Consider the following 21,705-nt stretch of genomic DNA (forward strand, 5'->3'; position numbering starts at 1 on the left):
TTGCGGCTCCTTGTCGCTTCAGCCGGGCGCAGAAAGGAAGAAAGGGCTTCATGCCAGCGCGCGCAGCTTGGCCAGCAGCGCCTGCATCGCCTGGCCGCGGTGGCTGACGCGGTTCTTCTCCGCCGCATCCAGTTCGGCCACGCTACAGCCGTGTTGCGGCAGCCAGAAATGCGGATCGTAGCCGAAGCCGCCCGCGCCGGCCGCCTCGTCTTTCACCTCGCCAAACCACATGCCGTCCGCCACCAGCGGCTGCGGATCGTCGGCGTGGCGCACCAAGACCAGCACGCAGTAATACCAGGCGCGGCGGTTGGCTTCGCCTTGCAGCGCCGCCACCAGCTTGGCGTTGTTGGCGGCATCGGACTTGGGCTCGCCGGCGTAGCGGGCCGAATACACGCCCGGCGCGCCGGACAACGCCTCGACGCAGATGCCGGAGTCGTCGGCCAACGCCGGCAAGCCGGTCATGCGGCTGGCGTGGCGCGCTTTTTCCAGCGCGTTTTCCAGAAAAGTGTGGTGGGGCTCCGGACATTCCGGCACCTGCAGTTCCACCTGCGGAATCACTTGTATGCCCAGCGGCGCCAGCAGCGAGGAGAATTCCTTCAGCTTGCCGGCGTTGTTGCTGGCCATCACTAATTTGTCGAACATTGAGAACTCCATCGAATGCAACGCAGCCCCGACGACGCCGGGGCTGCGGACATAAGTATAAGAACTTATTCAAAGTCTCGCGAGCTAGCGCGAGACAAGGCGAAAACAGCTGAGAACGCGGAATGTACGCGTGGTACATGAGCATTTCGAAGCCGTTTTCAACGCCGTATCGCCGACGCGCAGCAGACTTTGTTCAAAACAAGCTTAACGGCTGACCTTCACTTCCGTCCACATCCGCGCCAGCGAGCGCCGTTCCACCGGCGTCAGCTCACGCAGCACCGTCCATTTCTTCACGGTGTCCGGCGTCGGATCGATCACCGGATGGGCTTTCAAATCCGCGCGGAAAAAGGGGGCGGCGGTTTTAACCGGATTAGTGGCGCCGTTAAGGTTGGTCAGTTGGGCGGCGTTCTTGCCGTCCAGCATGAAGTTGATGAACTGATGCGCCAGGTCCGGGCGTTTGGCGCTGGCCAGGACCGCCATGGTGTCCACGCCCAGTTCATTGCCTTCCTTCTGCGCCACATTGGCGATGTGGAAGCGGCGCTTGGCCTGCCGCGCGTCCTCTGCGGCCTGGAAGAACTCAGTGGAATAGCCCAGCGACACCCAGATATTGCCCACTGCCAGCTCTTTCAGATAACTGGCGTTGGAGAAGGTGGCCCAGTAGGGCTTGGCCTGCTTGATCACCGCCTGCGCCGCGCGATAGTCGGCCTGGCTAGCGGTGTTCGGGTTCTTGCCCAGGTAGAACAGCGCGGCGGCGAACACCTCGCGCGAGCTGTCCAGCACGGTGACCTTGCCCTTGATCTTCTGCAGGACCTTGGGATCGAAGATCACAGACCAGCTGTGCGGATCGATGCCCAGTTTCTGCAAGCGCTCCGCGTTGTAGCCGACCGAGGTCAGCGACAGCACCGTGGGCACGGTGTAACGGTTGCCGGGATCATAGCTTTGGGACAAGTAGGCGGGGTCAACGTTCTTCAGATTCGGCAGCTTGGCGTGATCCAGCGGCCGCAGCAGCTTCTGTTTGCTCATCGCCTGGATCACGAAGCTGGATGGAAACACCATATCGTAACCCTTGGCCCCGGCCGCCAGCTTGGCCAGCATTTCCTCATTATCGCCGTAGTAATTCTGCACCACGCGGCAATCACAGCTTTTCTCGAACTGACGGAGGATGGCGTCCGACAGCGAGCCGCTCCAGTTATAGATGTGCAAGACGTCCTTGGGTCCGGCCCAGACGGCGGACGACAGGATGGAGGACAATAGGACAAGCTTCAGCGGTTTCAATTCAGATTCACCTCCAGACGGCCATGACCAGCATGGCGAACAGAAAAGGCGGCAAGCCGCCATGGCGGGTTTCCCTCTTGGGAAGCCCCGCGACGTAGAACCTGTTCAAAGTCCGCTTAGCATAGACAAGCGTCGCGTTCTGATGCCCATGCGCGGTAGGCGCATTAGCGCTTCTTCAACGGTTTCGGTCTTGTCTCGCGCTAGCCAGCGAGACTTTGAACAAGCTCTTAAATACGGCGGCGTCGGGCCCTGCCTCAGCAAGAGCAACGCTCTCGCCTTGCTACAGCAGACCCCGGCGCCGCGAATCCGTTCCTGGCCGCAACGGCCAGGCGGTTTATTCAGCGCGGCGGGCTGCGCCCAGCGTCGCCTCCAGCGCCTGTTGCAGCAGGCGCTCGTCGGCGCCGTCCAGCAATTTGGCGTCGGACAGCATGCGCCGCCAGTTGCGCGCGCCGGGAATGCCCTGAAACAGGCCCAGGATGTGGCGGGCGATATTGCGTGTCTTGTGACCCTCGGCCAGACGCGCCGCCACATAGGGCATCATCGCGGCCACCACCTGTTCTCGCTCCGGCGCGGCGGCGACGCCGTAGTAGCGCTGGTCCCAATCCGCCATCAGCCAGGGGTTGTGGTAGGCCTCGCGCCCCACCATCACGCCGTCGACGTGGCGCAGATGCTCGTCAATGTCGGCCTGGCTTTTGACGCCGCCGTTGATCAGGATTTCCAGATCCGGACGCTCCTGCTTCAGCCGATAGACGTAATCGTATTTCAAGGGCGGGATTTCGCGGTTTTCCTTGGGGCTCAGGCCTTTGAGAATGGCGTTTCGCGCATGCACGATGAAAGTGCGGCAGCCGGCGTCCGCCACCTGGCCGACGAAATCGCTCAGGTAATCGTAATGCTCGATGCGGTCGATGCCGATACGGTGCTTGACCGTCACATCAATGGACACCGCGTCGCGCATCGCTTTGACGCAGTCGGCCACCAGCTGCGGCTCGGCCATCAGGCAGGCGCCGAAAGCGCCTTTCTGCACCCGTTCCGACGGGCAGCCCACGTTCAGATTGACCTCGTCGTAGCCCCACTCCGCCGCCAGCTTGGCGCAACGCGCCAGCTCCGTCGGCTCGCTGCCGCCCAGTTGCAAGGCCAGCGGATGTTCCGCCTCGTCGAAACGCAGGTGGCGTTCAACGTCGCCATGCAACAACGCCCCGGTGGTCACCATCTCGGTGTACAGCCAGGCATGCCGAGTGATCTGACGCGCGAAATAGCGGTAGTGACGGTCGGTCCAATCCAGCATCGGCGCCACCGATAGACGGCGCGGCGGCAAGCCGTCGCTGTTCCCAACCCTAGAATGCTGCACTCCGCTGTCCTGCATCGTATCCATATCCACCCGAAACCAGATCACCGCTCAGCGCCGGCGGCAGACCGGCCCGCCATCGCGCTAAGCGTTTGAAAAAAGGCATGAATTATCCTCCCGCACCCGAACAAGGGTCAAGCATTTAGACAAAAACACCGAGCAATCAAAGGGATATGGCGATTATGGCCCAACGATTCTCCCCCGCAGGCAACTTTTTCAAGAATTGAATTTCATAAGCTTTAACCTCGGCAGCGGCTTCTTCGCGCCGGACGCGCCCTGGCAGGGGTGTCTGGCGTGCCAATCCATTACTAACAAGAATCATTCACAAATGAATATATTCAAGAAAAGAGAATCCAGCCCTCGCACCTGTCCGCCGGACCAGCGTTGCAGGCTGTAGGGCGGGCCTGCCCGCTATTCCGGATGTTTCCACTTCAGCACAAGGTTGACCCATGTTTAAACCACACTCCCTGCGCTTACCCGCGCTGATGCTATTGCCGGCGCTGCTGAGCGGCTGCCTGGAACAGCCCAGCGTCGAACAGCAAGCCGCGCGCATCGTCGAACAAATGAGCCCCCGCGAGAAAATCGGCCAGAAAATCATGATGGCCTTCCGCTACTGGTGCCCGGACGATCAGCCCGCCTGCACCGCCGGCATGACCGAACTGCCGGAAGCCGCCAGCCGCGCCTTGCGCGACAACGCCATCGGCGGCGTGATTCTGTTCGCCAACAATCTGACCGATCTGCAGCAAACCCGCCGCCTGTCCGAGCAGATCCGCAAGGCGCGGCCGCAAAACAGCCCGGTCGGCCTGTTGATTGGTTCTGACCAGGAGGGCGGCAATGTCTTCCGCCTGCCGCGTCCGCTGGCCACCAGCTTTCCCGGCAATATGGCGCTGGGCGCCGCCTATGAAGCGACTCGGGATAGCGGCCTGGCCCGCGACTCCGGCCGCGTGCTGGCCGCCGAGATCCGCGCCGTCGGCTTCAACGTCAACTTTGCCCCGGACGTGGACGTCAACAGCAATCCGCTCAACCCGGTGATCAATGTCCGCGCCTACGGCGACGACCCGGCCACCATCAGCCTGCAGGGCCAGGCCACGACGCAAGGCATGCGCGAGCAAGGCGTGATCGGTTCCTTCAAGCACTTCCCCGGCCACGGCGACACCGCCACCGACTCCCACTACGGCCTGCCGGTAGTCAACAAATCCCGCGCCGACGCCTACGCCATCGACCTGGCGCCCTACCGCCAAGCCATCGCCTCCGGCCAGCCCCCGGAGATGATCATGACCGCCCACATCCAGTACCCGGCGCTGGACAACAGCCAAATCACCGCCCGCAACGGCGAACGCATGATCGCGCCGGCGACCATGTCGCGCAAAATCCAGCACGATCTGCTGCGCGGCGAGATGGGCTACCAGGGCGTCACCGTCACTGACGCGCTGGACATGAAGGGCATCAGCGATTTCTTCGAGCAGGCCGACGCGGTAATCAAGGTGTTCCAGGCCGATGTCGACATCGCGCTGATGCCCACCGAGTTCCGCACCGCCGCGCAAGCCGGCCGGCTGCGTCAATTAATCGACCAGGTGGCCGCCGCGGTGGCGGACGGACGGATAGACCGCGCCGAACTAGACCGCTCGGTGCGGCGCATCGTGGCGATGAAGTTGCGCAACGAGGTCACCCCTGCCGGCGAAGCCAAGCCGCTGCCGGAGTTGAGCACCATAGGCGGCGCGGAACACCGCGCGGTGGAAGATAAGATCACCCGGCACTCCATCACCCTGCTGCGCAATCAGGGCGCGGCGCTGCCGTTGCGCTCGCCCAGCCAGCGCATCTTCATCCTGACGCCCTGGGGCGAACAGGCCGAGGCGATGCGTCGCCGCTTTGATGAGAAAGGCTATCGCCAAGTCAGCGGCGCCAAGCTGAGCGCCACGCCGTGGGAAGCGCAGAAACAGGCGATCGATCAGGCCGACGTGGTCGTCATCGGCACCTTGGCCACCGGCGTCAGCCCAGTGGAGCGCAACGGTGACCCCAACGCGCCGGCCATCGCGCCGCGGATGAAGCGCAGCCTGCAGACCGAGCCGGCGCCGGCCGCCGGCAACGGTTCCCTGGTCTTCAATGTGGCGGAAGACCTGCCCGCGCTCCGGACCCGCTTCGCCCGCAGCCTGTCCGCGCCGCCGCTCAGCGAGGCGCAGCAAATGCGCAATGCGATGGAATACGCCAAGCGGCAAGGCAAGAAGCTGATCCACGTGACCCTGCGCGCGCCTTACGACGTGATCAATTACGACGATCTGGCAGACGCCACGCTGGCCACCTACTCCTACTACGGTTATGAGAACGGCCTGCGCGGGCCCTCCATGCCGGCGCTGGTGGACGTGATGCTGGGCGCGAACCCGCCCGGCGGCAAGCTGCCGGTGGCCATCCACGCGCTGGACGAAAACGGCCAGCCGGGCGCGCTGCGCTACGCGCGCGGTTTTGGGCTGAGCTTCTGACAAAGCATCGCTCTTCTTAACCCTCCTCCTAACGCACCGCGGCCCTCCGGCCGCGGTGTTTTCTTTTGTCCCTGCGGCGGGCGGCTCCGCTGATCCAAGGCATTCGCATTGAAATAGACACAATTTATACTGTATGAATGTTTTGTGCACTGCAGTATCATGAGCCTGAACCGACGGCTGAAGACGCCCGCACAACAGGGCCGCAAGCTGCGCGGAACCGGGCTACCCTCAAATAAGAAAGCAAGCGCATGGCCATAGAATCCAACGCCGTCCTACCGGACTTCGCCGCGTGGAGCATGTCCAAGGACTTTCCTAGCGGTCATCAAATCGGCCGCCACCAACACCGCGAAGGCCAACTGATTTTCGCCGTCTCCGGCGTGATGGAGCTGTCTACCTCCGACGGCCTGTGGCTGGTGCCGCCGCAGCGCGGCGTCTGGATGCCCCCGGCGGTGGAACACAGCATGCGCGCCCGCGGCACGGTGTCGCTGCGCACGCTGTACATCCAGTCTCCCCACTACCTGGCGCAGTTGCCGCTTTGCTCCAAGGCCATCGCCATTTCGCCGCTGATGCGGGAACTCATCATCCGCCTGATGCGCACTCGCGGCATTCCGCACGCGGACCAGAAGGAAGGCCGCTTGCTGGACTTGCTGATCGACGAAATCGAATGGTCCAGCGAAACGGCCTTGCCGCTGCCCCCGCTGGGCGATCCGCGCTTGCAACGGGTATGCTCGGCGATTCTGGCCAATCCAGGCGACCGCCGCGGCCTGAGCGAATGGGCGGAACTGGTGGGCGCGTCCAGCCGCACGCTGGCGCGCTTGTTCCAGCAGGAGTTGGGCGTGTCCTATCTATACTGGCGCCAACAAGTATGCGCAATGGCGGCCCTGCCGCGGCTGGGCGCTGGCGAGCCGGTCACCCTGATCGCCTCCGACCTGGGCTATGAAACCCCCGGCGCGTTTTCCTCCATGTTCCGCCGCATTATGAACGCGGCCCCCAGCCAGTACTTCTCCTGATCTCATAAGCTGTTCAAAGCCGCGCCCACATGAGCGAGGCTTTGAACAGCCTCTCCTCCGCCCCACGCGCCGGCACGGTTTTGCCGCAGCGCAGCATGATTGTCCGTTTTGAAGCAGTAATTGTCCGCTTGCAAGAAGCCTGAACCAAACCGTTTCAATATGATAAATGGCTATTGAAACCGCTGTCTGGCCAGGTGACCATGTCCCATCCCAACTACGACGCCAAACGCTATTGGCTGCTGATTCTGGCCGCCACCTTTTTGTTCGGCTCCACCTTTCCCACCTCCAAGATCGTGCTGTCGGAAATGCCGCCCTTGTGGGCCGCGGTGGCGCGCTTCACTGCCGCCGCCGCCGGCATCGTGCCCATTTTGCTGTGGCAGCGCTTCCGCTATCCGCGCGCTTTCGTCCGCCCGCGCCCCTGGGGCGTGCTGGCCTTGATCGGGCTGCTGCAAACCGCCGGCTCGATGGGCTTTCTCAATATCGGGCTGCGCAGTACTACCCCGGCCAAAGCAGCCATTCTGATGGCCTGCACCCCACTGATCGTGGCCTTGATGTCGCGGCTGGCGCTAAAGGAAAAAATCCACCCTCTGGCCGCCGTCGGCCTGGTCCTGTCCTTCTTCGGCGTCGCCGTCTGCATCGGCCTGAACAAGCTGGACGGCTTCGGCGCCGGCGACGCGCTGGTGCTGTGCGGCGCGGCCTGCTGGGCGGCGTCCACGCTGGTGATCAAGGGCAGCCGCATCGTGATCAACGTCTGGGCGCTGACCTTCTGGCAGATGCTGGTGGGTTCGGCCTGCCTGGCGCTGCTGGCCTGGGCCGGCGGCGAAGTCCCGACACTGCCTCACAGCGAGCGGGTGCTGGCCGCCTTTCTGTGGCTGGCGCTGCCGGCCACCACCGGCGCGATGGCGCTGTGGTTCAGGGCGCTGGACCTGGGCGGCGCGGTGCGCACCAGCGGTTTCCTGTTTCTGTCCCCGCTGTTCGCCACCCTGATTTCCTTCGCCGCCTTCGGCTATTCGCTGTCGCTGCATGAGCTGATCGGCGGCGTGCTGATCGGCGTCGGCATTTATCTGGTGTCCAAACGCCCGGACGCCGCCGCGCAGCCGCAAACCGCGCCCGTCGGCGACAAGATCTGAACACCGCAGCTTTTTCCTCTTTCATTCACATGAGCGTTCCCACCATGCAAAAACTCATCATCACCGCCGCCGTCAACGGCGGCATCACCAGCCGGCAGAAACATCCCGGCGTGCCGTTTTCGCCGGAAGAAATCGCCCAGGCCGCCTATGAATGCTGGAACGCCGGCGCCTCGGTGGTCCACATCCACGCCCGCAACCCGGACGGCACGCCCAGCTACGACGCGGACATCTACGGCGATATCGTCCGCCGCATCCGCGAGCGCTGCGACATCCTGATCAATCTGAGCACCTCCGGCCTCAATCTGCCGCCGCAGCTGGAGAAGAAGGAAGCCTGGAACCATCTGTCCTTCCGTCCGGACATCGCCTCCTTCAACTGCGGCTCGGTCAACCACGGCAGCAAGCCCTTCATCAATCCGCCTGAACTGGCCCGCGCGCTGGCGCTGGACATCCGCGAATACCGCGCCAAGCCGGAGATCGAGGTCTATCACCAGGGCATCATCGGCGAGGCGCTGAAACTGCAGGAAGACGGCTATCTGAGCGGCCCGCTGTGCTTCAGCTTCGCCATGGGCATACAGGGCGGCGCGGCCGCCACCTGCAAAAACCTGCTGCATTTCGTCGAAAGCATTCCGCAGGACAGCGTGTGGTCGGCACTGGGCATAGGCAAACACCAGCTGGCGATCAATCTGCACACCCTGCTGCTGGGCGGCCATGTGCGCACCGGCCTGGAAGACAACGTCTATTACCGCTACGGCGAACTGGCCCGAGACAACGCCCAATTGGTGGAGCGCCTGGCGCGCCTGGCCGGCGAAGTCGGCCGCGAGATCGCCTCCCCCGCCGAAGCCAAGCAGATTCTGGGCATCCACTAAAGGACACACTACATGAGCACGATCGATCCCAATCCGCATAAAGAACACGGTCTGGAAATCTACGGCGCGCCGCTGAACCAGGCCAAACTCGCCGTGGTGCTGCTGCACGGCCGCCGCCAGAGCGCCCAGGACGCCTACAAGAACGGCGAGGCCATCGGCCTGGCCGACGTCGCCTACATTCTGCCCATCGCCAAGGACCGCACCTGGTATCCGCACAGCTTCATGGCGCCGCTGGACAGCAATCAGCCCTCGCTGGACCTGGCGCTGGACTGCGTCGAGGCCACCATCGAGGAACTGCGCGGCTACGGCTTCGCCGACAGCCGGATCGTGCTGATGGGCTTCTCCCAGGGCGCTTGCCTGGCCGCCGAGTTCATCTATCGCCGCCCACGCCCGATAGGCGGGCTGATCGCCTTCTCCGGCGGCCTGTTCGGCCCCGACGAGGCCGCCTGGAGCGCGCCGACCGCGGCACTGGACTTCCCGGCCTTCTTCGGCACCAGCGACAGCGACAGCTGGATGCCGCTGGAGCGCATCAAACACAGCGCGGAGGCCTTCCGCCGCGCCGGCGCCGAGGTGGATTTCCGCGTTTATCCGGACATGCCCCACCACGTTTGCGCCGACGAGATCGACGCCGCGCGCGATTTGCTGTCCGCGCTGTTGCAACCTCAAACCAGCTTGAGCTGAGAGGAGACCGCGATGACCGACGCTTTCATCTGCGACGCCGTGCGCACCCCCATCGGCCGCTTCGGCGGCGCCTTGTCCGGCGTGCGCGCCGACGATCTGGCCGCGGCGCCGTTGCGCGCCCTTCTTGAGCGCAATCCGGGCCTGGACCCGGCGGCGATAGACGAAGTCATCTTGGGCTGCGCCAACCAGGCCGGCGAGGACAACCGCAACGTGGCCCGCATGAGCCTGCTGCTGGCCGGCTATCCGGAGAGCGTCCCGGGCCTGACTGTGAACCGCCTGTGCGCGTCCGGCCTGGACGCGGTGGCGCTGGCGGCGCGCGCAATCAAGTCCGGCGAGGCAGAGCTGCTGATCGCCGGCGGCGTGGAATCCATGTCGCGCGCGCCCTTCGTGATGCCGAAGTCGGAAAAAGCCTTCGGCCGCGACATGCAGATCTACGACACCACCATAGGCTGGCGCTTCGTCAATCCGGCGATGGAGAAGCAATACGGCGTGGACACCATGCCGGCCACCGCGGAGAACGTGGCCCGCGAATTCGGCGTTAGCCGCCAGGATCAGGACGCCTTCGCTCTGCGCAGCCAGCAGCGTTACTTCGCCGCGCTGGAAACCGGCTTCTTCGCCGAGGAAATCGTCCCGGTGACGATCCCGCGCCGCAAGCAGGACCCGCTCATCGTCAGCCGCGACGAGCATCCGCGCCAGACCTCTCTGGAGGAGCTGGCCAAGCTCAAGGCGCTGTTCGGCCCGGAGTCCAGCATCACCGCCGGCAACGCCTCCGGCGTCAACGACGGCGCGGCGGCGATGATCATCGCCTCCGCCGCGGCGGCGCAACGCCACGGCCTGCGTCCGCGCGCGCGGGTGTTGACCTCGGCCAGCTCCGGCATCGCGCCGCGCATCATGGGCGCGGGCCCGATAGAGGCCAGCCGCAAGGCGCTGCGCCAGGCCGGCCTCGGCATCGAGGACATCGACGTCATCGAACTGAACGAAGCCTTCGCCGCCCAGGCGCTGGCGGTCACCCGCGCGCTGGGCCTGCCCGACGATTGCGAACGGGTGAACCCCAAGGGCGGCGCCATCGCGCTGGGCCACCCGCTGGGCATGAGCGGCAGCCGGCTGGTTTTGACCGCCGCCGCGCAGTTGCAGGCCAGCGGCAAGCGCTACGCGCTGTGCACCATGTGCGTGGGCGTCGGACAAGGCGCGGCGCTGATTCTGGAGCGGGTCTAGGCCGGACGAGGCGGCCATTATGGCCGCCGCCAAACCAAACGAGGGGGGAAACATGCATCAGCACGCCAATATCAAAAAAGCCATTCAGTTGAGCAACAGCTTCTGGGACATCACCACCCAGGCCGGCATGGCCAATATCGTCACCCGCAACCTGGGCGACGGCCGTCACGAGGCGGTGGCCAACGGCAAGCGCTTCGTCAATATGTCGTCCTATTCCTATCTGGGCCTGGACTCACACCCGGACATCCTGCAAGCGGCGGCGGACGCGGTGCAGAACACCGGCTCGCTGAACACCTCGATTTCGCGCATCCGCGTGCAGTTCGACATTCTGCAGCAGGCGGAGGACGCACTGGCGGAGCTGGTGGACGCGGAAACGCTGACCGTGCCGTCCTGCGCCGCCGCCGCCGCGGCCGCCCTGCCCCTGCTGGCCTCCGGCGCGCTGACCGAAGACGTGCCGCCCTTGATGGTGTTCGACAAGAACGCTCACTTCTGCCTGAACATGATGAAGCCGATCTGCGCCGACGAGGCCGAGATCCAGACCATACGCCACAACGATCTGAACGCACTGGAAGACCTGTGCAAAACCCATGCGCGCGTGGCCTACGTCGCCGACGGGGTCTATAGCACCGGCGGCATGGCCCCAGTGCCGGAGCTGCTGGCGTTGCAGGACAAATACGGTTTGTTCCTGTTCTTCGACGAAGCTCACGGCCTGTCCACGCTGGGCCGCCACGGCCGCGGCCTGGTGCTGGAAACCATGGGCGGCATCAATGAGCGCACCTTGATCGTCACCTCGCTGAACAAGGGCTTCGGCGCCTCCGGCGGCGCCATCTTCCTGGGCCCGCGCCACGATGCGGAACGCCGCAAGCTGGCCACCCGCTTCGGCGGGCCGGTGACCTGGTCGCAACGCATCAACACCGCCGGCCTGGGCGCCATCATCCAGTCCGCGGCCATTCATCGCTCCGAGGAGCTGCCGCGCCTGCAACAGCGCTTGCAGGACAATATCCGCTTGTTCGACCAACACGTGGCCTCGGACAATAGCGGCGAGCCGCTGCCCATCCGCTTCGTCTCCATCGGCTCGGAAGAAAACACCATCTTCTACGCCAAAAGCTTGCTGGAAGACGGTTTCTACACCTCGCCCATCTTCTTCCCGGTGATCGCCAAGGGCCGCGCCGGCCTGCGCATCATGATCCGCGCCAATATGAGCGCGCAGGAGATCGAACGCTTCGCCGCCTGCCTCAATCAGCTGCGAGCCGCCCATGAATGAGAAAACCCTGACCGCGCCGCCCGCGGCGCTGGCGCAGCCGGCCGGCCGGCTGATGGCGCTGGCCTGCCTGATCGTGTTCATGGCGCAGATGGCCACCACCGTGTATCTGCCCTCGCTGCCGGCGGTGATGCGGGAGTTGGCGATGAGCCAGAGCCTGGTGGAGATGTCGATTTCCGGCTATGTGGTGGGCGCGGCCTTGCCGGTGCTGTTCTGGGGCTCGGCGGCCGACCGCTGGGGCCGGCGCGGGCCGCTGCTGATTTCGCTGGCGCTGTTCGTGGTCTGCAGCCTGCTGCTCGCCTTCGTGTCCAACGCCGCGGAGCTGCTGACGCTGCGCGTGGCGCAGGGCATCGCCGGCGGCGGCGCGGCCATCATCGCCCGCATCATCGTGCGCGATCACTGGCGCGGCGACGATCTGGCGCGCAAATTGTCCGTGCTCTCCATCGCCTTCATCACCGCGCTGGGCGGCGGCCAGTTCATCGGCGGCCTGATCGGCAAATACAGTCATTGGGAAGCCGGCTTCGCCTTGATGGCGGTCACCGGCGCCGTGGCGGCGCTGCTGACCATGGGCCTGCCGCTGCAAGCCGGCCGTCCGGCCGCCGCGGCCTCCGGCCCCAGCCCGTACTGGGGCATTCTGCTCCGCCCCGGCTTTCTGTGGCCTGCCTGCGCCGGCGGCCTGGGCTTCGCCACCACGGTGACCTTGCAAGAGGTCAGCCCCTTCGTGTTTCAGGAGCACTTCGGCCTGGCGGTGGCCGGTTTCGGCAACGTCGGACTGTTAATCGGCCTGTCTTACTTCAGCGGCGCCATGGTGGTGAACCGTCTGGTGGCCCGCGTGGGCGGGTTGCGGCTGATGCGCGCCGGCTCGGCGCTGCTGGCCGCGGCCACGCTGGCCATGCTGCTGGGCTGGCATCTGGGCCTGCTGGAGCGTCAGCCCGGCCTGTGGCTGTTCATCGGCCTCTACTGCCTAACCATCTTCGGCCAGGCGGTACTGTTCCCCAACAGCATGGCCACCGCCGTCAGCGACGCCAAGGAACACGGCGCTCACGCGATGGCGCTGTGCGGCTTCCTGCAGCAAGGGCTGGCCGGCGTCGCCGCCACCGTCTCGGTGCTGCTGCATCACGACGGCGCCTGGACGCTGGCGGTCGCCGCCCTGGGCCTGTTGACCCTGTCCCAAGTGCTGTTCAAGGTGCGCGCGCGCGCGTCCTGAATCGAGAAAGCTTATTCATGTCCCGTATCGAATCCCGCGTTCCCGCCTCGGGCGAGGCGTTTGAACGCAATGCCGAAGCCTACCGCCAACTGCGCGAAGGCATCGCCGCCGCCCGCGACGCCGCCCTGCAAGGCGGCGGCCCGGAGGCGCGCTCCAAACAAGCGGCCAAGGGCAAGCTGTCCCCGCGCGAGCGCTTGTCGCTGCTGCTAGACCCCGGCACGCCCTTTCTGGAGATCGGCCAACTGGCCGCCCACGACGTTTATGACCACGCGGTGCCCTGCGCCGGCATCGTCACCGGCATCGGCATCGTCGCCGGCCACGCGGTGGCGGTGTTCGCCAACGACGCCTCGGTCAAGGGCGGCACTTATTACCCGCTGACGCTGCGCAAACATCTGCGCACCCAGCAGATCGCCCGCGAACAAGGCCTGCCCTGCCTCTATCTGGTGGATTCCGGCGGAGTCTACCTGCCCTTGCAAGAAGACATTTTCCCGGATGAGCAGCACTTCGGCCGCATCTTCCGCAATATCGCCGAAATGTCGGCGCTGGGCCTGCCGCAGATCTCGGCGGTGCTCGGCTCTTGCACCGCCGGCGGCGCCTACATCCCGGCGATGAGCGACGAAACCATCATCGTGCGCGGCAACGGCTCCATCTTTCTGGGCGGCCCGCAACTGGTGCGCGCCGCCACCGGGGTGATCGTGGACGCGGAAACCCTGGGCGGCGCCGATGTCCACACCCGCGACAGCGGGGTGGCGGATCACTACGCGCTCAGCGACGAACACGCGCTGCGACTGATGCGGGACATCGTCGCGCGCCGCGGCCGCGGCCGGCAGTACGCGCCGCCGCAAGCGCCGCAACCGCCGCGTTACGATCCGGCTGAGCTGGCCGGCATCGTCAGCGCCAACCCGCGCGAGCATATTCCGGCGCGGGAAATCCTGGCCCGGCTGCTGGACGACTCCGCCTTCGCCGAATACCGCGCCCGTTTCGGCGCCACCATTCTGTGCGGCACCGGCCACATCGGCGGCTATCCGGTGGGCGTGCTGATCAACGACGGCGTATTGTTCTCGGAAAGCGCGCAAAAAGCGGCCAACTTCATCGAACTCTGCGCCCAACGCGGCATTCCGCTTCTGTTCCTGCACAATATCAACGGCTTCATGGTGGGCGCGGAATACGAGGCCGGCGGCATCGCCAAGCACGGCGCCAAGATGGTCAACGCCGCCTCCTGCGCCCGCGTGCCCAAATTCAGCATCCTGATCGGCGGCAGCTACGGCGCCGGCAATCTGGCCATGTGCGGCCGCGCCATCGGCCCGCAGTTAATGGCGATGTGGCCCAACGCCAAGACCACGGTGGTGGGCGGCGAACAGGCGGCGACGGTGCTGGCGCTGATCCGTGCGGAGCAATTGGAGAAGCAGGGCAAGGCCTGGACGCCGGAAGAAGAGGAAAACTTCAAGCGGCCAATCCGCGATGCCTACGAACGCCAGGGCCAGGCGCTGTACGTGGCGGCCCGCATGTGGGTGGACGCCATCGTCGACCCGGCCCAGACCCGAGAATGGCTGGCGCTCAGCCTGGCGCTGGCCGCCGCCGCCCCGGTCCAAGACACCCGCTTCGGCGTATTCAGGATGTAAACACCATGTTCAAACGAATTTTGATCGCCAACCGCGGCGAGATCGCGCGCCGCATCGCCCGCAGCTGCCGGCGGCTCGGCATCGAGCATGTCGCCGTCTACTCCACGGCCGACGCCGGCGCGGCGCATCTGGAAGGCGCCGCGGAGCGGCGCTGGATAGGCGAGGCCCCGGCCAACGCCAGCTATCTGAACGGCGAGGCCATCATCGCCGCGGCGCTGGCCAGCGGCTGCGAGGCCATTCATCCCGGCTACGGTTTCCTCTCGGAAAACGCCAACTTCGCCCGCGCGGTGACCGCCGCCGGCCTGGTCTTCATCGGCCCCGACGCCGACACCATCGCCCAGATGGGCGACAAGGCGCGCGCGCGCCAATTGATGGCGGCGGCGGGCGTGCCGGTGACGCCGGGCTCGGTGGAGGCCACCGAATCCTACGGACTGATTATGGAGAGCTGCGCCGAGATCGGCTATCCGGTCATTCTCAAGCCGGTGGCCGGCGGCGGCGGCAAGGGCATGCAAGTGGTGTGGGAAGAAGCCGCGCTGCGCGAGGCGGTGGACGCCGCCGTGCGCGTCGGCCGCTCCAGCTTCGGCGACGGCCGGCTGCTGGTGGAGCGCTACATCGCGCGGCCGCGCCATCTGGAAGTCCAGGTGTTCGGCGATAGTCACGGCAATGTGGCGCATCTGTTCGAACGCGAGTGCTCCTTGCAGCGCCGCCACCAGAAAATCATCGAGGAGGCCCCGGCCTGCGCGATGCCCGCCGCCACCCGCGCCTCGCTGCTGGACACCGCGGTACGCGGCGCGGCGGCCATCGGCTACCAAAACGCCGGCACTTTTGAATTCATCCTGGCGCCGGACGGCCAGTTCTATTTCCTGGAGGTGAACACCCGCTTGCAGGTGGAGCACCCGGTCACCGAGGCCGTCACCGGCCTGGACCTGGTGGAATGGCAGCTGCGCGTGGCCGCCGGCGAAGCCTTGCCGCTGCGCCAGGAGGAAATCCGCGCCGACGGCCACGCCATCGAATGCCGGATCTACGCCGAAGACCCGCTGCGCGAATTCGCGCCCATGCCGGGCAAGGCGCTGCTGGCGCGCTGGCCGCAAGGCTGCCGAGTGGACGCGGCCTTCGACGACGGCGGCGGCGAAGTGCCGGCCTTCTACGATCCGATGCTGGCCAAGCTGATCGCCCACGGCGGCAACCGCGGCGCGGCGCTGGACGCGCTGCGGGCCGCCGCGCGCGACACCGCGCTGCCGGGCCTGAGCACCAATCTGGGCTTCATCGACCGGCTGCTGCGCGAACCGCGGGTGCGGGCCGGCCTGCTGGACACCCATCTGGTCGACCAGCTCGCCGCCGCGCCGGAAGCCGCGCCGCTGGCCGAAGCCGTCGCCTGCGCCGCCGCCGTCGAACTGACCCTGGCCTGCGTCGAATCGTCCTCGCCCTGGCAGGGCGGCATCGGCCCCCACGACCGCGCGGCGCTGGACCCGGACGCCCCCTTGGGCCGGCAGAACTATCGCATCGGCGCTTCGCGCTGGCAGGCCCGCCTGCTGGAACGCGCCGGCGCCCATGCCCGCGTGGCGGTGGGAGAGCATAGCCTTCGCGTGGAACTGAGCCGCGACGGCGAGCTGTGGCGCGGCAATGTGGACGGGCTGCGCTGGAGCGCCCTGCCCTGCGGCGACGACATGGAACTGACGGTGGGCGGCCATCGGCTACGCTTGCAGGCGGACCAGCCGGAAGCCGCCGAGGCGGATGCCGACGCCGGCCAACGGGTGGCCTCGCCGATGCCGGGCACGGTGGTGGCGCTGCCGGTGACCGTCGAGCAGCGGGTGGAAGCCAACCAGGTGCTGGCCATCGTCGAAGCGATGAAGATGGAAAACCGGATCTACGCGCCGCGCGCCGGCGTCGTCAGCGCGCTGCACTGCCGGGTGGGCGACATTGTCGCCGCCGACCAGGTGCTGGTCAGCGTCGCGGCCGACGACGTTTGATCGCGCTCTAGCCGCTCAGCCATGAAAAAAGCGCGGGCCACGGCCCGCGCTTTGTCTTGGCTTGCTGACGTTCAGGACTGCGCGGACGCGCTCAGGCCGGCCAGCTGTTGGCGTTCCGGCTGCCGGAAATCCACCGCCATCATCACCGACAGCGCGGTGATGGTGACGATGGAGAAGAAGAACACCTGACGCGCCCAGACGCGGTCGTCGGTGCTGCTCTTGTAGCCGGACAAGGCCATCTTCAGCCACCACAGGCTGGTGGCTCCGGCCACCGCCAGATAGCCGTAGCCGGCGTATCCGCCGAAAGCCAGCATCGCGGTGGCGGCGCCGAAGGCCAGGATGTAAAGCACGATCTGGCGCTTGGCGCTGGAAATGCCCTTGACCACCGGCAACACCGGAATCCCCGCCGCCTGGTAATCCTGCAGGCGGAAGATGGCGATGGCGTAGGAATGCGGCATCTGCCACAGACAGAACATCAGCAGCAGGATAGCCGCGCCGGCGTCGAAACGACCGGTCACCGCGCAGTAGCCGGCCACCGGCGGCACCGCGCCGGACAAGCTGCCCACCAGGGTGCCGTACACCGAATGGCGCTTCATATAGAGGCTGTACACCCCCACATAGATGACGAAGCCGAACAGCACGCAGCCGAAGGCCAGCGGATTGGTCCAGCGCCACAGCGCGTAGAAGCCGGCCAGGCCGAGCACCAGGCCGTGAGCCAGCGCCGCCCGGGTGCTCATCGCGCCGGTGACCAGCACCCGCTTGCGGGTACGGGCCATCTTGGCGTCGATGTCCTGGTCTATGCAGTTGTTGATCGCACAGCCGGACGCCACCACCAGCGAGAGGCCGGCCAGCGTGGCCAGCAGCAAGCTCCAGTCAACCCGGCCCTGGGCCGCCAGCAGAAAGCCGCCGACGGCCGAGATCAGGTTGCCGAAGATGATGCCCGGCTTGGTCACCTGCAAATAGCGCTTGAATTTCAAGGCGGTCTCTCTCAACGCCGTCTCAACGCATCATCAGCGCGTCGGCGGTGTAGATGATCCAGATCGACAGCCCGACCAGCAGCACGATCACCATGCCGGTGAACAGGAAGGAGAAGGTGTTGAGCTTGCCCTCCTTGCTGAAGTCCAGGTGCAGGAAATACTTCAGATGCACCACGATCTGCACCACCGCCAGCGCGAAGATGCCGATGGCCGTCGCCTGCGGCGTGAAGGCGCCGCCCATCACCATCCAGAACGGAATGGCGGTGAGCACCACCGACAGCAGGAAGCCGATCAGATAGCTTTTCACGCTGCCGTGCGCGGCGTGTTCATGTGCCTGGCTCATCCCATGGCTCCTTTCAGGTAGACGACGGTGAACACGCAGATCCACACGATGTCGAGGAAGTGCCAGAACAGCGACAGGCAGTTCAGGCGCGTCATCGCGCGGCCGGTCAGGCCGGTCTTGGCCACCTCCATCATCATCACCGCCATCCAGATCAGGCCGGCGGTCACGTGCAGGCCGTGCAGACCCACCAGGCCGAAGAAGGCCGACAGGAAGGCGCTGACCTGCGGTCCGTGGCCCTCGGAGATCAGGTGATGAAACTCGTTGATTTCCAGGCCGATGAAGGCGGCGCCAAACAGGAAGGTCATGCCCAGCCAGCCCAGCACTGCGGATTTATTGCCCTTCTGACCGGCGATCATCGCAAAGCCGTAGGTGATGGAGGACAGCAGCAGCGCCGCGGTTTCCACCAGCACGTATTGCAGATCGAAGATATCCTTGCCGGACACGCCTTCCGCCACATTGCGGAACAGCACGGCGTAAGCCGCGAACGCGCTGGCGAACAGGATGCAGTCGGTCATCAGGTAGAACCAGAAGCCCAGCACGGTTTGCGAACCGCTGTCGTGGTGCTCGTGGTCGTCGTGCGCTTCGTGCGCGTCTTTTACATAAGTCGTCATGTCGGATTCAACCTGTTACGCGGTGGTGGTCGGACGCGCCGCCTTGTGCGGCTGGGCCGGGTCGCGCTCGGTGTAGTTGTCCACATCGATGCCCAGTTTTTCGAAACGCTCGCGCTCGATGGCCTCCACTTCCTCCGGCTGCACGTAGTAGTCCAGATCGTTGTCGTAGGCGCGCGCCAGCATGCAGCCGACGATGCCCACCAGGCCGACGATGGCCAGCCACCAGATATGCCAGATCAGGGCGAAGCCCAACACCGTGGTGAAGCCGCCGATATAGACGCCCATCGCGGTGTTCTTAGGCATATGGATGGGCTCGTAGGACTTCGGCACCGCGTAGGCCACGCCTTTTTCCTTCATGTCGGTGAAGGCGTCGATGTCATGCACCACCGGCAACTTGGCGAAGTTGTAGAACGGCGCCGGCGACGAGGTGGACCACTCCAGGGTATGGCCGTTCCACGGGTCGCCGCTGACGTCGGCCAGCTTCTTGCGGTCGCGGATGCTGACCACGATCTGCAGCAACTGGCAGGCGATGCCGCAGGCGATCAGCACCGCGCCGAACAGCGCCAGATACAGCCACGGTTCCCATTCCGGATTGGTGGTGTAGTTCAGGCGGCGGGTCATGCCGAGGAAGCCCAGCACGTACAGCGGCATGAAGGCGAACATGAAGCCGATCTGCCAGAACCAGAACGAGGCCTTGCCCAGTTTCGGGTTCAGCTTGAAACCAAACACTTTCGGGAACCAGAAGGTCACGCCGGCCAGATAGCCGAACACAGCGCCGCCGATGATGGTGTTGTGGAAGTGGGCGATCAGGAACAGGCTGTTATGCAGCACGAAGTCCGCGCCCGGCACCGCCATCAACACGCCGGTCATGCCGCCGATGGAGAAGGTGACCATGAAGCCCAGCGTCCACAGGATGGGGGTTTCAAAACGCAGGCGGCCGCGGTAAATGGTGAACAGCCAGTTGAACAGCTTCACCCCGGTCGGGATCGAAATGATCATGGTAGCGATGCCGAAGAAAGCATTGACGCTGGCGCCGGAACCCATGGTGAAGAAGTGATGCAGCCACACCATGAAGCCCAGGATGGAGATCGCGCCGCTGGCGTAGATCATGGACTTGTGGCCGAACAGGCGCTTGCCGGTGAAGGTGGACACCACCTCGGAGAAAATGCCGAAGGCGGGCAGCACCAGGATGTACACCTCCGGATGGCCCCAGGCCCAGAACAGGTTCAGATACATCATCGCGTTGCCGCCGGCTTCCGCGGTGAAGAAATGGAAGTCCAGGTAGCGGTCCAGGCTCAACATGGCCAGCGCGCCGGTCAGGATGGGGAAGGAGCTGGCGATCAGCACATTGGCCCAGGTGCAGGTCCAGGTGAAGATGGGCATGTCCATCAGCTTCATGCCGGGAGCGCGCATCTTGATCACGGTGACCAGGAAGTTGATCGCCGTCAGCGTCGTCCCTATCCCTGATATCTGCAAGGCCCAGGTGTAGTAATCCACCCCCACGTCCGGACTGAAGGCGATGCCGGCCAAGGGCGGATAGGCCACCCAGCCGGTGCGGGCGAAGTTGCCCACGCCCAGCGACAGGTTGACCAGGATCACCGCCGCCACCAGCAGCCAGAAGCTCAGCGAGTTCAGGAAGGGAAAGGCCACGTCGCGCGCGCCGATCTGCAACGGCACCACGATGTTCATCAGGCCCGTCATGAACGGCATCGCCATGAAGATGATCATGATCACGCCGTGGGCGGTGAAGATCTGATCGTAGTGATCCGGGGGCAACACGCCGTGGCTGCCGCCGGTGGCGATGGCCAGTTGCGCGCGCATCATCAGCGCGTCGGCGAAGCCGCGCAGCAGCATGATCATGGCGACAATGATGTACATCACGCCGATCTTCTTGTGGTCGACCGAAGTCAGCCACTCATGCCACAGATAGCCCCATTTGCCCATTTTGGAGATCAGGGCCACCAGCATCAGCCCGATCAGGCCGACGCCGCCCAGCGCGCCCATCACAATGGGCTCGTGGAAGGGGATGGCGTCCAGCGTAAGTTTGCCTAACAGCATGTCTTGATTACTCCTTCACCGTCAGCGGTTCGCACAGGCTCTTGGCCAGCGCGGCCAGCTTCACGTCGGCCTCGGTGGCGGCCAGCGAGGTGCGGCCGGTCATGTATTTGTGCAGCACGCCCTGGAACAGATAGGGGGTGACAGCGCCGTAATAGGCCACCGGGTTCTTTTCGCTGGGCAGCACCAGGCCGCGATAGCCGTTCACGTCCAGCGTCTTGCCGGAGGCCTTGACCTTGGCGACCCAGGCTTCGAACTCCGCCGGCGTCTTGGTGGCGACGGCGTTGAACTTCATGCCGGAGAAACCGGCGCCGCTGTAGTTGGCGGAGAAGCCCTTGTACACGCCCGGCTCATGCGCCAGCAGATGCAACTGGGTCTGCATGCCGGCCATCGCGTAAATCTGGCCGCCCAGTTGCGGGATGAAGAAGGAGTTCATCGCCGCGTCGGAAGTGATCTTGAAGTTCACCGGCACATTGCTGGGGAAGGCCAGCTCGTTGATCGTGGCGATCTGCTGCTCCGGATAGATGAACAACCATTTCCAATTCAACGCCACCACCTGCACCTCGATCGGCTTCTGATCCGAATCCAGCGGGCGGTACGGATCCAGCTTGTGGGTGGTTTCCCAGGTCAGCACGGCGAGGAAGGCGATGATGATGCAGGGAATCAGCCAGACCACCAGCTCGATCTTGGTCGAGTGCGACCATTTCGGCTCGTAGACGGCGTCCTTGTTGCTGGCGCGGTACTTCCAGGCGAAGAACAGGGTCATCAGGATCACCGGGATGACCACCAGCAGCATCAGCGCGGTTGCCGTGATGATCAGGGACTTCTGCTCCGCCGCCACTGGGCCCTTGGGGTCAAGGATTCCGCCTTGACACCCGGCGAGCAGCAACGTCGAAGCAACAGCAAGTCCCCGCCACAGGCGTGAGGGTCTTTGGTTTCTCATCATTTACGACTTTACGGGTTGAACATTCTTGTTATCTCGCCCGGGCGCGAACGGCTGCGCGCCATCGGCCCCGGC

At 65.1% G+C, this 21,705-nt stretch carries 18 protein-coding genes; 10 read left to right on the forward strand and 8 right to left on the reverse strand.

Annotation, left to right across the window (positions count from 1 at the left end):
- Window positions 1-48 precede the first annotated feature (48 nt).
- The 3 genes from rdgB to dusA form a co-directional block, all read right to left on the reverse strand.
- On the reverse strand, window positions 49-642 hold the full coding sequence (rdgB, locus tag B0T39_RS06985; RefSeq protein WP_081545431.1) for an RdgB/HAM1 family non-canonical purine NTP pyrophosphatase: 594 nt from the start codon (window positions 640-642) through the stop codon (window positions 49-51).
- Between the two features lie 204 nt (window positions 643-846).
- Complete coding sequence (locus B0T39_RS06990) at window positions 847-1,917, reverse strand: ABC transporter substrate-binding protein (protein ID WP_019104484.1); 1,071 nt, start codon at window positions 1,915-1,917, stop codon at window positions 847-849.
- A gap of 334 nt (window positions 1,918-2,251) precedes the next feature.
- Window positions 2,252-3,280, reverse strand: coding sequence for a tRNA dihydrouridine(20/20a) synthase DusA (dusA, locus tag B0T39_RS06995; protein ID WP_141111116.1), 1,029 nt, complete (start codon window positions 3,278-3,280; stop codon window positions 2,252-2,254).
- A gap of 431 nt (window positions 3,281-3,711) precedes the next feature.
- Between dusA and B0T39_RS07000 the strand changes: the two genes are divergently transcribed.
- The 10 genes from B0T39_RS07000 (at window position 3,712) to B0T39_RS07045 (ending at window position 16,701) form a co-directional block, all read left to right on the forward strand.
- A complete protein-coding gene (locus B0T39_RS07000; protein ID WP_081545433.1) occupies window positions 3,712-5,739 on the forward strand; it encodes a glycoside hydrolase family 3 protein in 2,028 nt (675 codons plus the stop codon).
- Window positions 5,740-5,987: 248 nt separating this feature from the next.
- Window positions 5,988-6,749, forward strand: coding sequence for an AraC family transcriptional regulator (locus B0T39_RS07005; protein ID WP_198001601.1), 762 nt, complete (start codon window positions 5,988-5,990; stop codon window positions 6,747-6,749).
- A gap of 173 nt (window positions 6,750-6,922) precedes the next feature.
- Entirely contained in the window at window positions 6,923-7,879 is a 957-nt protein-coding gene (locus B0T39_RS07010) for a DMT family transporter (protein WP_217806204.1), read from the forward strand.
- 44 nt (window positions 7,880-7,923) lie between these two features.
- Window positions 7,924-8,745: a 3-keto-5-aminohexanoate cleavage protein gene (locus B0T39_RS07015; RefSeq protein WP_048415426.1), complete on the forward strand. Its 822-nt coding sequence runs from the start codon at window positions 7,924-7,926 to the stop codon at window positions 8,743-8,745.
- Between the two features lie 12 nt (window positions 8,746-8,757).
- On the forward strand, window positions 8,758-9,426 hold the full coding sequence (locus B0T39_RS07020; RefSeq protein WP_081545434.1) for an alpha/beta hydrolase: 669 nt from the start codon (window positions 8,758-8,760) through the stop codon (window positions 9,424-9,426).
- Between the two features lie 12 nt (window positions 9,427-9,438).
- Window positions 9,439-10,641, forward strand: a complete 1,203-nt coding sequence (gene pcaF / locus B0T39_RS07025; RefSeq protein WP_081545435.1) for a 3-oxoadipyl-CoA thiolase — start codon at window positions 9,439-9,441, stop codon at window positions 10,639-10,641.
- 52 nt (window positions 10,642-10,693) lie between these two features.
- The gene (locus B0T39_RS07030) at window positions 10,694-11,905 is read left to right on the forward strand and encodes an 8-amino-7-oxononanoate synthase family protein (RefSeq protein ID WP_081545436.1); all 1,212 of its coding nucleotides are present in this window, start codon (window positions 10,694-10,696) and stop codon (window positions 11,903-11,905) included.
- Complete coding sequence (locus B0T39_RS07035) at window positions 11,898-13,109, forward strand: MFS transporter (protein ID WP_217806205.1); 1,212 nt, start codon at window positions 11,898-11,900, stop codon at window positions 13,107-13,109. The genes B0T39_RS07030 and B0T39_RS07035 overlap by 8 nt, the downstream gene beginning before the upstream one ends.
- Before the next feature lie 17 nt (window positions 13,110-13,126).
- Window positions 13,127-14,731, forward strand: a complete 1,605-nt coding sequence (locus B0T39_RS07040) for a carboxyl transferase domain-containing protein (RefSeq protein WP_081545437.1) — start codon at window positions 13,127-13,129, stop codon at window positions 14,729-14,731.
- A gap of 5 nt (window positions 14,732-14,736) precedes the next feature.
- Entirely contained in the window at window positions 14,737-16,701 is a 1,965-nt protein-coding gene (locus tag B0T39_RS07045) for an acetyl/propionyl/methylcrotonyl-CoA carboxylase subunit alpha (protein ID WP_081545438.1), read from the forward strand.
- Between the two features lie 71 nt (window positions 16,702-16,772).
- Here B0T39_RS07045 and cyoE read toward each other — a convergent pair whose 3' ends face one another.
- Genes cyoE through cyoA form a run of 5 tightly spaced genes read right to left on the reverse strand, consistent with a single transcriptional unit; the run spans window position 16,773 to window position 21,633 of the window.
- Window positions 16,773-17,678, reverse strand: coding sequence for a heme o synthase (gene cyoE, locus B0T39_RS07050; RefSeq protein WP_217806206.1), 906 nt, complete (start codon window positions 17,676-17,678; stop codon window positions 16,773-16,775).
- Window positions 17,679-17,700: 22 nt separating this feature from the next.
- Window positions 17,701-18,021, reverse strand: a complete 321-nt coding sequence (cyoD, locus tag B0T39_RS07055; protein ID WP_081545440.1) for a cytochrome o ubiquinol oxidase subunit IV — start codon at window positions 18,019-18,021, stop codon at window positions 17,701-17,703.
- Entirely contained in the window at window positions 18,018-18,632 is a 615-nt protein-coding gene (cyoC, locus tag B0T39_RS07060; protein ID WP_081545441.1) for a cytochrome o ubiquinol oxidase subunit III, read from the reverse strand. The genes cyoD and cyoC overlap by 4 nt, the downstream gene beginning before the upstream one ends.
- A gap of 15 nt (window positions 18,633-18,647) precedes the next feature.
- Window positions 18,648-20,690, reverse strand: a complete 2,043-nt coding sequence (gene cyoB / locus B0T39_RS07065; protein WP_081545442.1) for a cytochrome o ubiquinol oxidase subunit I — start codon at window positions 20,688-20,690, stop codon at window positions 18,648-18,650.
- A gap of 7 nt (window positions 20,691-20,697) precedes the next feature.
- Window positions 20,698-21,633: a ubiquinol oxidase subunit II gene (gene cyoA, locus B0T39_RS07070; protein WP_368651272.1), complete on the reverse strand. Its 936-nt coding sequence runs from the start codon at window positions 21,631-21,633 to the stop codon at window positions 20,698-20,700.
- Between the last annotated feature and the right edge of the window lie 72 nt (window positions 21,634-21,705).

The organism is Chromobacterium haemolyticum (genome assembly GCF_002081825.1).
Taxonomy (GTDB): Bacteria; Pseudomonadota; Gammaproteobacteria; order Burkholderiales; family Chromobacteriaceae; genus Chromobacterium; species Chromobacterium fluminis.

Coding starts and splice junctions, on each gene's coding strand:
- rdgB (WP_081545431.1), bottom strand. CDS start 642: ATGTTCGACAAATTAGTGATGGCCAGCAACAACGCCGGCAAGCTGAAG.
- dusA (WP_141111116.1), bottom strand. CDS start 3,280: ATGCAGGACAGCGGAGTGCAGCATTCTAGGGTTGGGAACAGCGACGGC.
- B0T39_RS07000 (WP_081545433.1), top strand. CDS start 3,712: ATGTTTAAACCACACTCCCTGCGCTTACCCGCGCTGATGCTATTGCCG.
- B0T39_RS07005 (WP_198001601.1), top strand. CDS start 5,988: ATGGCCATAGAATCCAACGCCGTCCTACCGGACTTCGCCGCGTGGAGC.
- B0T39_RS07015 (WP_048415426.1), top strand. CDS start 7,924: ATGCAAAAACTCATCATCACCGCCGCCGTCAACGGCGGCATCACCAGC.
- B0T39_RS07020 (WP_081545434.1), top strand. CDS start 8,758: ATGAGCACGATCGATCCCAATCCGCATAAAGAACACGGTCTGGAAATC.
- pcaF (WP_081545435.1), top strand. CDS start 9,439: ATGACCGACGCTTTCATCTGCGACGCCGTGCGCACCCCCATCGGCCGC.
- B0T39_RS07030 (WP_081545436.1), top strand. CDS start 10,694: ATGCATCAGCACGCCAATATCAAAAAAGCCATTCAGTTGAGCAACAGC.
- B0T39_RS07035 (WP_217806205.1), top strand. CDS start 11,898: ATGAATGAGAAAACCCTGACCGCGCCGCCCGCGGCGCTGGCGCAGCCG.
- B0T39_RS07040 (WP_081545437.1), top strand. CDS start 13,127: ATGTCCCGTATCGAATCCCGCGTTCCCGCCTCGGGCGAGGCGTTTGAA.
- B0T39_RS07045 (WP_081545438.1), top strand. CDS start 14,737: ATGTTCAAACGAATTTTGATCGCCAACCGCGGCGAGATCGCGCGCCGC.
- cyoD (WP_081545440.1), bottom strand. CDS start 18,021: ATGAGCCAGGCACATGAACACGCCGCGCACGGCAGCGTGAAAAGCTAT.
- cyoC (WP_081545441.1), bottom strand. CDS start 18,632: ATGACGACTTATGTAAAAGACGCGCACGAAGCGCACGACGACCACGAG.
- cyoB (WP_081545442.1), bottom strand. CDS start 20,690: ATGCTGTTAGGCAAACTTACGCTGGACGCCATCCCCTTCCACGAGCCC.
- cyoA (WP_368651272.1), bottom strand. CDS start 21,633: ATGATGAGAAACCAAAGACCCTCACGCCTGTGGCGGGGACTTGCTGTT.